Consider the following 12,796-nt stretch of genomic DNA (forward strand, 5'->3'; position numbering starts at 1 on the left):
ATCCTTCCCTTTTCCTGACAAGAAATCTGAATTTCGGTACAACGAAAATAGTATACACACTATATTGTTTCAAAACTAATAATGAAGCCAATCAAAAAAGCCACCGCAAAAGCAGTGGCTAAAAATCAAATCTAATTATAAGTATGTCCCCTTATAAGTTCGGGTTGTTTTCAGATTCTCTTTGTGGAATACTGAATAAATAATAATTGCTGTTGGGTGTGAAGGCTGTTTTATCCGGGAAATCAAGAACAGAGTGCCCTTTACCGTCTACTGTTTTCACGGTACCTTCCGGTGTAGTGATCTGAACTTTTATAGGTTTACCATCTGCATCTACAAAAGGTTTTCTTACCACAGTCCCCTGCGTCCTGATAATATCTGAAAGGGAGAAACCTTCTCCGAACAATTCTTTTCTTCTTTCAATCAGAACTGCTGCTACTACTTCATTCTGTGATAGTGATCCAGTATAAATATTAGCATTTCTGGCAGATTTTAATTGGTTCAAAACCGCAACTGCCTTAGAAATATTTCCGTTTTTGGCTTCAGCTTCAGCTTCAATCAGATACATTTCTGCAGCTCTCATGTAGACAATATCTGCAATAAGGGCTGGCTTAAACTTAAACTTTGCATACCTCAGCAAACCTTCTCTTCCTTTCTGCCCATCCCATGAAAATAACTGAGATCTGATATCATTGGCATCAAAAAGGTCTTTAAAATAAGGATCTGCCATAAAGTTGTAATAATAGCTTCCTGATGAAGATACATCCAAAAAATGGAATGCATAACTCGCACCCGACTGTTCCTGTGTCTGCCCATGTCCCCAGATCCATTCTGCATTATTGATATCATTAAAGCCCTCTTTATATTTTTCCGGAGCCATCAAAGGGAAGCCTTCTCTTGCAATTTTCGCAGCGGCAGCTGCTTTGCTCCAATCACCAATATTCAGATAGGTTCTTGCTAAAAGTCCGTTCACTACAGAACGGTCGATTTTATCTTTATTATTTCTGGTATAACTTTTCAGCAGATTGTCTGCATCGGTAAGATCACTTTTAATCAAAGTATAAATTTCTTCAAGGCTTGCTCTTTTCTTCCCTACCGTACTTGTTGTGGTAGGTTCAGTATAAACAGGAGCCGTTAAAGCTGATTTATCTTTAAAATAACTGAACTGATAAAAGCTAGCCAGGTTCAGATAACAGAAAGCACGTAAAGCCTTTGCCTGTCCTTTCACCTGATTCTTTTTCTCCTGACTTCCTCCTGTTCCATCAATTCTTGCAATAACATTATTCATATTATTAATAGTGGAATACAACATATTCCATATAAACGACGGTCGCCCCACTGTACTGTTTACCATTTCTGTGAAGGCATAGGTGGGACCGAAACCATATTTATTAGTCAATACGGCAACATCACTTCCCATTGCATCACTGGTTCTCAATACTGTTGAATATCCGATGTTGGCATAATTTGTCCCCTCGTCATTAAAGTTAGCCCAGGTTCCGTTAATTACTGTTTCCGCGCTTTCTGCCGTTTTAAAAACTTCTTCCTCATTTGCCTGATTGGTAGGAGCCGTTTCCAAATCACTTTCACAGCTTATTAAAGACAACACTGTGATTAAGGCAAAAGACAAATATTTTAATTTTTTCATTATTTTCATTTTAAATGTTAAAGAGTTGCCTGTAAACCGAAAGTAATCGTTCTCATCGCAGGATATCTGTAATATGTTGTTCCGTCTAATGTCTGTTCCGGATCCATTCCTTTATGTTTGTAGAACGTTAAAAGATTTTCTGCCTGAACATAGACTCTGAACTTCTTTAATCCTATTTTTTCAAAGTAATCCGTCGGCAGTGTGTATCCCAAGCTTACATTTTTTACTCTCGCATACGTCCCTGAGTATAAAAACCTTGATGAAGTTGAAGTCCAGTTATTAGTTGTGGTACTCAATGCAGGAACATCCGTGTAAGGGTTTTCAGGAGTCCATCGGTTTAGCATTTCTGAGCTCCAGGAACGGCCTGCAGAGCTTCCGTTATGCATAATCATCGTATAATCATTATCCAGAATTTTCCCTCCGATACTGAATGTTATCAATGTTGAAAAATCAAAGTTTTTATACGTCAAACTTGTCGTTAATCCTCCCATTACTTTCGGAAGCGATGAACCCTGCAATGTTTTTGTTGCTTTTGCATATTCTGAAGTTGTTCCTTCTAGCGTATTTCCGTTTGCATCTGTTGTTATTGTTTTCCAAAGTGGTTTTCCGTTAGTTGGATCTACTCCGGCCCATTCCGGGATGAAGAAATCATAAATGGATCCACCTACCTGCAATAATTTTGTTCCACTTACAATGGAACCTTTCGGAAGCTTTGTAATTTCATTTTTCAACGTGCTTACATTAAGATCAACATTCCATTCAAAATCTTTCGTTTTAACCGGCGTAGTGAATAATGAAAACTCAAAACCTGTATTTTTCAATTCCCCAATATTGGCCTGAAATCCAGTAAAACCAAGTGAAGGAGCCAAAGGCATATTAAATAAAAGATCTTTGCTCTGACGCTGGAAATATTCTACATTCCCTCTAATTCTGTTTTTGAGAATCGCAAATTCTAATCCAACATTTAAGTTTAAATTCGTTTCCCATTTCAAATCCGGGGTTGGTAATTTACTGGCAACCGTTCCGCCTTCTCCTAAATTATTGTAAAAAGCATACAAACTCTGGTAAGCATAATAATTACTTAGCTTGTCATTTCCCTGACCTCCATAACTTGCACGAAGTGTCAACTGGTTAAAGAAATTTAACTCTTTAATAAAATCTTCATTGGATGCTTTCCATGAACCACCTACTGACCAGAAAGTTCCCCACCTGTTTTCAGGAGAGAATCTGGAAGAACCATCTGCTCTCACCGATCCGGAAACAAAATATTTATTCTGATAATCATATTCCGCTTTTCCTAAAAAGCTCAACAAACCTAATTTGTCACTGTTTCCGCTAAAACCGCCTAACAAAGCTGCAGCATCCGGTTCATAATAATAAGGCAATGAAAACTGACTTCTGTTTCCTGAAATTGTCTGATATTCATAATGATAAAATTCCTGCCCTCCCAAAAGATTGATATGGTGCTGGCCAAATTTTTTATCGTAGGTTAAAATATTACTCGTCGTATAGGAAAGTGTTCTGGAATTTGTTTTCGTCACAGAACCACCAATTTCTGTACCTTGCCCTAACAAAGGATTGGTATAATAATGACCGTTATAATTCACCAGATCAACAGAGAAGCTTGTTTTGAATTTCAGCTCAGGCAAAAATGTAAATTCAGCAAAACCTTTCCCCGAAAAGTTATCTTCCCGGTTTTCATTTTTATCTAAAGGTAAGGTTGCAGCGGCATTTTCATTTTGCAAAGCATTTGTTGGTCTGTATTTTCCAAAATCATAGATGTAATTTCCAATTGCATCCAGCTTGTAACTTCCGTCCGCATTTCTTTCATAATAAGGATAAAAAGACGGGATCACTCTCGCTGCATTAATGATATTATCCGTTCTGGAATCTGATGAAGGAGGTGCTTCCTGAAGACTGTTTGTATACGCTAGGTTTGCTCCTACATTTAACCATTTTTTAACTTCAGAATTGATTTTTAATCTTGTACTGTACTTCTTAAAACCAGATCCGATGGCAATTCCTTTATCATCCAGATAGCCCAAAGAGAAAAAGTAATTGCTTTTTTCACTTCCTCCGCTGAAATCCAGATCTATCTGATTTCTCGAAGCTACTCTTTGCAGAATATCTTTCCAGTTGTCATTCCATAAAGCAGTTGCCCCCGGCAAAAGCTTCCCATCTGTTCCTACTGGTTTTGCATAATTTGATCCATAAGGATTAATTCCCAATGAATTTATCAAATTGTCAGTTGCCATTTGTGCAGCCTGCTGAGACGAAATCTGGCTGGATTTATATCCGTTTCTCAATGCTTCCCAATATAACTGAAAATATTGATCTGTATTTACCTGTTCATAATCTTTTACCGCTCTGCTTGAGAAACCCTGGCTTATATTAAAGTTTACTCTTGCATCACCTTTTTTACCAGATTTTGTGGTAACAATGATCACACCGTTTGCTCCTCTGGAACCGTATAATGAACTTGCCGTAGCATCTTTCAGAACACTGATCGATTCAATATCGTTTGGACTTATAGAATTGATGTTTCCATCAAAAGGCATTCCGTCAACTACAAATAATGGACTACTCGAAGCACTTACAGAGCCAATTCCACGAATTCTGATTGATGCTGTATCCCCCGGCTGTCCTGAAGAGCTTACCGCCTGAAGTCCGGGAACCTGTCCTTCCAGTGCTTTTGTTATATTTGTAACAGGTCTGTTATTAATCTTATCACTTGAAATTGTAGCTACAGAACCGGTATAGCTATTTCTTTTAGCTTTTCCGTACGCTACCACTACTACTTCATCAATCTCTTTTTCATGAAGACTATCTTTTTCCGGTCTGGAATTTTGTGCACTTATACTGGTCACTCCCAGAAAAAATGCAGCAACCGGAGGTATCCAGGCTTTAGAAGTGAATAAATTATTACTAATCATAATCAATTTTATTTATCATATATTAAAATTTTGCCCTTTGCAGAAAAGTCAGCAAAGGGCATCGATAAATACGATAAACCAAATGCTTATTTTTCCTAAAAAGGCTGAACGTAACACCTTGCCCATTGGGTAGGTTGTCAAGATATCATTGGGTCAGTTCCCTCCATCTTTCTTTATAAGCCGATCGAAATATGGTTGCAAATCTAAAAACTTTTAGTCTACAAAACAAGTAGACTTATATTTTTTTCATGATAAATTTTCAAAATTTAACATAAGATTATAATAAAACCCATTACTATAAGGAGTTGCAGCCGTTATCATTTTATCAAACATGACAAATATCATTATTAATAATATAATTAAACGAACGTTAATCTATACTGAAATTTTTGATCATTTAATTCAAAAAAGTTTTTAATTTTATAGTATGAAAATTTTAATTATAAACGGACCTAACCTCAACCTGTTAGGCACCAGAGAACCTGAAATCTATGGAACTGTTTCTATGGAAAGCTATATGGAAATTTTAAAATCCGAGTTTCAGTCTCATGAATTAAAATATTACCAGTCGAATATTGAAGGAGAGCTTATCAACAGACTTCAGGAAGATGATTTTGATGCTGTAGTGATTAATCCGGGAGCTTTTACCCATTATTCTTATGCCATTGCTGACTGTTTGAAAAACATCAGAAAACCAAAAGTAGAAGTTCACATCAGCAATATTTATAAAAGAGAGGAATTCAGACAGAAGTCTGTGACGGCAGCTAATACGGATGCAGTTTTATCCGGCTTTGGAATGGATGGATATAGGCTGGCCATACTGAGTTTGAAGTAATTATAGTTTATCCTTTTCCCACAGATCGCACAGATTTTCATAGATAATTATAGATACAAGAAAATAATTCACTCAATTCTTATCCATTTAACGCGTTAATATTTGAGAAATAAAAAACCAAAATAAAAAAGCCTCATCAATGATGAGGCTTTTCTGTATGGTATTGATAAACTATTAGATAGTTTGTTCCTGTAACTGAGGTCCTGAAGCCACTAACTTCTTACCTTCTTCAGTATCACAGTACTGCTCAAAGTTTTTGATATATCTTGCAGCAAGATCTTTTGCTTTTTCTTCCCATTCTGAAGCACTTTCGTAAGTCTCTCTAGGATCTAAAATACCTGTAGAAACGTTTGGTAATTCAGTAGGAATCTCAAGGTTCATAATTGGAACCTGAGTTTTAGGAGCATTATCGATAGAACCATCAATGATGGCATCAATGATTGCTCTTGTATCTTTCAGAGAAATTCTCTTTCCTGTACCATTCCAACCTGTATTCACCAAATAAGCTTTAGCTCCGTGCTCCTGCATTTTACCGATCAATGTTTTAGAATACATTGTTGGGTGTAATGTAAGGAATGCTTCACCAAATGCTGGTGAGAAAGATGGCTGAGGTTCTGTAATTCCTCTTTCTGTTCCGGCTAATTTAGATGTATAACCGCAAAGGAAGTGATACTGAGCCTGGTCTTCATTCAAGATGGAAACCGGAGGAAGTACCCCGAACGCATCTGCTGAAAGATAAACAATCTTCTTAGCATGACCTGCTTTAGAAGGCAAAACAATTTTGTTGATATGATAGATTGGATAAGAAACCCTTGTATTTTCTGTAATAGATCCGTCTGTATAATCTGCTACTCCATTGTTCACAACAACGTTTTCAAGAAGAGCATCTCTCTTGATTGCAGCGAAGATATCCGGTTCTTTTTCTTCAGATAAGTCGATAACTTTAGCATAGCATCCACCTTCATAGTTGAATACTCCGTTGTTATCCCAACCATGTTCGTCATCACCGATAAGGTATCTTTTCGGATCTGCAGACAAAGTAGTTTTTCCTGTTCCTGAAAGACCAAAGAATAAAGCAACGTCGCCTTTTTCTCCTACGTTAGCGGAACAGTGCATTGAAGCCATACCTTTTAATGGAAGGTAATAGTTCATCATGGCAAACATTCCTTTTTTCATTTCACCTCCGTACCATGTACCTCCGATGATCTGTAGTTTTTCAGTAAGGTTGAACATGATAAAGTTTTCAGAATTCAGTCCTTGAGCTTCCCAGTTCGGGTTTATTGTTTTAGAACCGTTGATTACTGTGAAATCAGGCTCTCCAAAGTTTTCAAGCTCATAGTGAGAAGGACGAATGAACATATTAGTAACAAAATGCGCCTGCCATGCTACTTCAACAATAAATCTTACTTTAAGTCTCGTATCTGCATTCGTTCCGCAGAATGTATCTACTACATAAATCTTTTTAGATTCAGCAAGCTGGTTCAGCACTAGTTCTTTACAAGAACCGAAAATTTCTGCGGTAGTAGGTAAGTTTACTTTACCATCCCAGAAAATTGTATCTCTTGTAACATCATCCTGAACAATATATCTGTCTTTAGGTGAACGACCTGTGAAAATTCCTGTTTTTACTGATACCGCGCCAGATTCTGTAAGTTCAGCTTTCTCAAATCCCTGATTTTCAGAAGAAACTTCAGCCTGGTATAATTCTTCATAAGAAGGATTATACACTACTTCATAGTTTCCTTTAATCCCCAATTTCTCTAAATCCTGGATGATTTTAGTGTTTTTCATTTTACTTATATTTTCTATTTCTTTATTGACTTCAACAAAAATAATATTAATTATTTGTTAAAGGTGGTTTAAATATACTGATATAAGTCAGAATGACAAATAAAAAAACGGAATCGTAAGACTTTGATTATAAATTGATTATATTTTCCCACTCAAAAACAGTAGGAAAACCTTTCTCCCAAAAATAGTTCTTATAGTCCCCAAATTTGGCACTCATTACAAAATCTCCTCCCCATGCACCTAAACTTTTGACAAAGGAAGGGCAATCTGAGAATATTTTTTCTTTAACTGTGGAAATTTCAAGGAAATCAGCAATTTTATGCTCATGAATCATCATTAATTCAGAAAAACATTCCAATTCATTGCATAACATTATTTTCTTTGTGATATCTGAAAATTCATCAACCAATTCCGGAGACTTCTTTTTTGATTTATAAAAGTTGATTCCTTCTCTGCTATCCTGCTTCTGATTTAAGTGAATAAAAACCAGTTCATTTTTAAACGAAGGATTGAAATCTACCTTCTCATATTTAATCTCAGGTTTACTCTGGAAAAGAACTGCGGATTTTTCTTTTGCTACCGCTATATCATATCCACTTCCTCCTAAACTAATCGTATTCAGATGAAAAGGATCAATCTCGGCCCATTCTGCAAGATTATTCATCAAAGTAGAACTGCTCCCAAGACCATAGTCTGCAGGAAACTGAAGGTTAGTCTTTAACTGATAGGTAAGGTTGGTCTTGAATTTAGTAATAGAAAGCTGCTGAACATTCTTTAATGTTTTGACAATAAACTCAGCGCTTGATGGAATGTTGGTTTCTAAGATCTGCCAATTTTTATAATCAATAACAGCTTTCAACCATAATTTGTTTTGATGATAAGCTTCCCAATAAATAAGTGACTTTCCATCTTCTTTTTCTTCAAAGAAAAACTCTTGTCCCAGCTTGGTAGGTACCGCTAAGACAAGAGCTCCATCGATTGCGAAATATTCTGAAGTAAGCATAAGCTTGCCCGGTGAAAATATCGCGTTCATATATTTTTAATTAGATTGCAGAAGCAGCATCTACTGATCCGTCGATTTTTTTGATCAATCCCTGAAGGGTTTTTCCTGGTCCTACTTCTACGAAGTTGGATGCACCATCTTTAATCATATTCTGAACAGACTGTGTCCATTTTACAGGACCGGTAAGCTGAGCGATCAGGTTTTGTTTGATCTCGTCAGGATTCGTTACTGCTGTTGTAGTGATATTCTGGTATACTGGAATAGTTGCTTTTCTGAATTTTGTTTTTTCGATTGCTGCTGCCAGTCTTTCTTGTGCAGGCTGCATCAATGGTGAATGGAAGGCTCCGTTTACCGGTAATAACAATGCTCTTTTAGCACCCGCTTCTTTCAGTTTTGCACAAGCTTCTTCTACTGCAGGTGTTTCTCCTGAGATCACCAATTGTCCTGGACAGTTATAATTTGCAGGAACAACAATTCCGCTGATCTGTGCACAGATTTCTTCAACCTTAGCATCATCTAATCCTAAGATAGCTGCCATAGAGCTTGGATTGGCATCACAAGCGTCCTGCATAGCTTTTGCTCTTTCGGAAACTAATTTCAAACCGTCATCAAAGGACAGAACTCCATTGGCAACCAAAGCTGAAAACTCTCCTAAAGAGTGTCCTGCAACCATTTCAGCACCAAGACCGTTTACGGCTTTTAATGCTGCTACTGAATGTATAAATATTGAAGGCTGGGTAACCTCTGTTTTTTTAAGATCCGCGTCCGTTCCGTTAAACATAATGGAAAGAATGTCGAAACCTAAAATTTCATTGGCAGATTCCATCAGATCTTTAATATCTTTTCTAGAATCATACAATTCTTTTCCCATTCCTACGAACTGAGAACCCTGCCCTGGAAATACAAGTGCTTTCATGTATTGAATTAAATATTATGCAAATATAACTATAATGTTAACAATATTCTTTTTAAAGAGCTATAAATCATGTTAAGGTACCAGCCTGATTACTCTGTAACCAGTGTTTACATAAGCACCGTTAGCTTTAGATTTTACAAACTCAAATTTTGTAGCAAGCTGAGTCTGAACTTTATTCATCTGCTTGAAGATCTCGCCTTTTTTATTTTCTCTGGTTAACATGTCGTTTACTACATCAAAACCTACGATAGCATATTTTGGAGGAGTTTTACAGTATTTGCTTTTGTAAGCAGCCAGAATTTCTTTTTCAAAGCTGCCGTCTGTATTGATCTTTCTATCCATCAGATATACCAGGCTGGCCTGGCTCAGCTCGTCAACTTTTTTCTCAAAAGTTGGAGAATAAAACATACTGAATGCTTTTACTCCCTGTACTTCTTTAGAAATAGCTATGATTCTGTTGGCAAAAGCATCTCCTGCTGCATTATCATCATTCGCCAAAATGGCAATAACCGGTGCAGACTGACCTGTCATCATATTCTGATCTGGCTGAATATCTGCTGGTGAGTTGACAATAATAATATTAGGGTTTTTCACAGCTTTTTCAAGCCCTGCTTTAATGTAATTGGCATTTTCTTTCTTAGCATCTGCCACTACATATATTTTTTGGTCAGAATAAATTCCTTTTACTTCTTCTACAATCTTATCCGCATATGTCTGATTATTCGTTTCAACGATAATCAGATTACTGTAGTTATATAATTCCGGAGTGTTGGCAAATGGTGCTACAATCGGAATTTTTTGATTTTTGGTAAAATCAAGAACATCAATTACATTAGATTTAAAGAATGGACCAATAATAAGATCTGTATTATCAGGATTAATCTGTGTCAAAGAGTTTTTGAATGATGCTTCATTTCCTGAATCTACTATTTTGATATCCAGTTTCTGTCCACCTCTGGCATTCCTTTCAATAGCAAGTTTAGCCCCTGTTAAAAAGTCAAGTGCCATTGCTCTGTACTGGGTTTCGTTTGTACTGTACCCAAATGGAAGCATTAGGATCACACTAAGGGCGTCACCGTTTTTCTTAATGTATGCTGCATCCTGTTTTTTGATCTTTAAAACCATTCCGGTTTTCAACCCATGAGAAAGGTCCGGGTTAAGAGCAATAAGTTCATCTATCGAAACACCGAATTTATTAACGATGGAAAATACAGTATCTCCCTGCTGAACGGTATAGGTTACATAATCGTCTCCTGCAGCAACATTGGAAGAGATCGTCGATTTCTCGTTCCCTGAATCCATTTTTGCTTTTGGATTTGTGGTCTCAGCAACGTTATCCGTATTTGTATTAATATTGGATGTTTTTATTTTAATGGTTTCACCAGGTTTAAGTCCTTTTTCTTCCAGTCCTGGATTTAAAGCAAAAAGGTCCTGCTGGCTGACTCCAAACTGTTTTGTAATTCTGTAATAATTATCTTTAGCCTGGATCACATAAGATTCTCCTTCTACAGCAGTGGTAACCGTTGTAGGTGTAATTGTCGTTATATTTTTTTCTACAGCGGGTTCAGCATGTTTTTCTGCTGTTACAGTCTGTTGAGTGCCTCCATATTTTTTGATGCTGGCAAGAGGCAAAGTAATTTCATCTCCGATTTTCATATGAGAATCCAGTTCAGGATTCAGTTTTCTCAAATCGGTTTCAGAAATTCTGTATTGTTTTGTGATGCCATAGATCGTTTGCTTTGGCTGCAAAACAATTTTACCTGTTGAAGAAGTACTTGTACTTGAAGTTACTTTTTCTACCGGAGCTGTTTTTGTGACAACCGGAGTGGCTGTTTTATCAGATTTTATGGTTAAAACATCTCCGATAGCCAGTTTGCCATCTTTATGTTTTGGGTTTAGCTTCAGCAATTCATCTACAGTCATTCCATACTTTCTTGCAATGTTGTAAGGATTATCACCTTGCACAACCGTATGTGATTTTTGGGCTGAAACTCCCAAAACCATACATAAACTGGATAGAATAAAAAACCTCTTTATCATATTCGATAATTATAATTTACAAAAATACTTCTTTAAAATTAAATGGCAACAATTATTAATTTGGAATCTTGAACCACCATTTCTTCCAAACAATTTTCAAGCCACGAATAGCCATAATCTGAAAAGAATACACTAAAATTATAAACTCTCTCCTGCCATGTTTTGGCGGGATGAACATCTAAAAACAGATTTTCAAGTCTTTCCAGCAATTCATTTTGTTTTATTTTTTCAGCATGGAGCAGACGTTTTTTCATTCTTTTGAAAGACTTCAATTGTCTTACTTCTTCTGCCTTCACCATATTTCCAAAAGATTTCTCAGTGGTTTCTGCTGAAGTCCTCAACGCTGAAAAACTGTTGATCAGCAACTCTTCTTTCTCGTCGAGCAATTGTAAAATCGGATTATCTTTTAAAATCTTCTGATTGGTAAGTACTGTGAAGTTCTGGAAAAAATCTTCTATTTTAAGATTCAGTTTCTCAATTTTCCCTAATGTTTTCTCTTTCAGGAAAAGCATTGAGTTTCTTGGAATAAGAATAGGAAAAGGAGTAGCAATTTTTGAGAAATAATCTTTCAGCTCCAGCCAGTACATAATTTCGGCATTTCCTCCGATATAAGCCAGATTCGGAAGTACATTTTCCTGATACACGGGACGCATTAAAGCATTGGGACTGAATTTTTCCGGATGATTTTCCAATTCAGCCAGTATTTCTTCTTCTGTAAACTGAATGGGTTTATCTACGATGATATATTTCTGTCCGTTAAATTCTATTCTATCTCTGGTTTCAGAAAGGTAGAAAAGGTTAATTTCACGAGGATTTACCTGCACTTTTCCATATTTTTCCGTCAGAAAATCTACTTTCTTCTTAGACGTTTTCTGTAAACTGAAATGAAGAAGTTCATCTTTAAATACCTCCTTCATCTGATTTTTAAGTTCTTTAGAATCTCCATCCAGAATCAAAAGTCCGAATTCTGAAAAAAGACGATTAACAAGAATCTTAATAGCCTCCGTTAAAGTGTTTCCTGTTTTATAAGCTTCCTTCATCATTAAGATCAGCTCGGTTCCAAAAATAGAATCTTTGAATTCTTTTTCAAATTCAGAAATAAAATAGGTATCACTGATCTCAATTCTCCCTACCGGACCGCCGGACTTCTCATTAGTCTCGTAATAATTATTTTCGGTTTTAAAATGATTGATCTCGGCAAAATCATGATCTTCTGAGGCCATCCAATATACCGGAACAAAATTAAAATCCGGAAAATTTTCTTTCAGATAGGTACATGTCTTTATGGTCTGAAGAATTTTATAGACAAAGAAAACAGGTCCCGAAAACAGGTTCAGCTGATGTCCTGTTGTAATGGTAAATGTATTTGGCTGTTTAAGATTCTCAAGATTTTCTTTCTGTTTTGAAGAAAGCGAGAGGTTTGAAAGCTGGCCTTCTAATACTTCAGATAAAATTTCTCTCTTCCCTGATGAGGAAGAGTCTTTTTTCAAATGAATCTGTTGTTTAAAATGATCTAAAGAAAATGTATTATTTTCAAAACCCTCAATTTTCTGATTTAAAAAATCTTTTACCAATTGAGGAATGCTTTCTATATCGTTGAATGATATTTTATTTATTGTTTTCAACCTGTACA

The 12,796-nt window shown here is 36.2% G+C and carries 8 protein-coding genes and 1 riboswitch; of the genes, 1 reads left to right on the top strand and 7 read right to left on the bottom strand.

The window, feature by feature from the left end; all coding sequences use genetic code 11:
* Window positions 1–151: 151 nt before the first annotated feature.
* Window positions 152–1,645, bottom strand: a complete 1,494-nt coding sequence (locus tag SFA27_RS21290; RefSeq protein WP_407294727.1) for a RagB/SusD family nutrient uptake outer membrane protein — start codon at window positions 1,643–1,645, stop codon at window positions 152–154.
* A 17-nt stretch (window positions 1,646–1,662) separates the two neighbouring features.
* Entirely contained in the window at window positions 1,663–4,578 is a 2,916-nt protein-coding gene (locus SFA27_RS21295) for a SusC/RagA family TonB-linked outer membrane protein (protein WP_407294729.1), read from the bottom strand.
* A gap of 83 nt (window positions 4,579–4,661) precedes the next feature.
* Window positions 4,662–4,760, bottom strand: a riboswitch (SAM riboswitch).
* Between the two features lie 245 nt (window positions 4,761–5,005).
* On the opposite strand from SFA27_RS21295, the gene SFA27_RS21300 reads away from it, so the two are divergent.
* A complete protein-coding gene (locus SFA27_RS21300) occupies window positions 5,006–5,413 on the top strand; it encodes a type II 3-dehydroquinate dehydratase (RefSeq protein WP_047376518.1) in 408 nt (135 codons plus the stop codon).
* 174 nt (window positions 5,414–5,587) lie between these two features.
* Here SFA27_RS21300 and pckA read toward each other — a convergent pair whose 3' ends face one another.
* The 5 genes from pckA to bshC all read right to left on the bottom strand — a co-directional run bounded on the left by pckA (window position 5,588) and on the right by bshC (window position 12,788).
* Window positions 5,588–7,204: a phosphoenolpyruvate carboxykinase (ATP) gene (gene pckA / locus SFA27_RS21305; RefSeq protein ID WP_047376517.1), complete on the bottom strand. Its 1,617-nt coding sequence runs from the start codon at window positions 7,202–7,204 to the stop codon at window positions 5,588–5,590.
* Between the two features lie 127 nt (window positions 7,205–7,331).
* On the bottom strand, window positions 7,332–8,237 hold the full coding sequence (locus tag SFA27_RS21310) for a GYDIA family GHMP kinase (protein WP_047376516.1): 906 nt from the start codon (window positions 8,235–8,237) through the stop codon (window positions 7,332–7,334).
* 10 nt (window positions 8,238–8,247) lie between these two features.
* Window positions 8,248–9,123: an ACP S-malonyltransferase gene (gene fabD / locus SFA27_RS21315; RefSeq protein ID WP_047376515.1), complete on the bottom strand. Its 876-nt coding sequence runs from the start codon at window positions 9,121–9,123 to the stop codon at window positions 8,248–8,250.
* Between the two features lie 72 nt (window positions 9,124–9,195).
* Window positions 9,196–11,163, bottom strand: a complete 1,968-nt coding sequence (locus tag SFA27_RS21320) for a LysM peptidoglycan-binding domain-containing protein (RefSeq protein ID WP_407294733.1) — start codon at window positions 11,161–11,163, stop codon at window positions 9,196–9,198.
* 38 nt (window positions 11,164–11,201) lie between these two features.
* Window positions 11,202–12,788, bottom strand: a complete 1,587-nt coding sequence (bshC, locus tag SFA27_RS21325) for a bacillithiol biosynthesis cysteine-adding enzyme BshC (protein WP_407294735.1) — start codon at window positions 12,786–12,788, stop codon at window positions 11,202–11,204.
* Between the last annotated feature and the right edge of the window lie 8 nt (window positions 12,789–12,796).

Origin of the sequence: Chryseobacterium sp. HR92, from assembly GCF_045689405.1 — a bacterium.
In the GTDB taxonomy this organism is placed as follows: Bacteria; Bacteroidota; Bacteroidia; order Flavobacteriales; family Weeksellaceae; genus Chryseobacterium; species Chryseobacterium viscerum_A.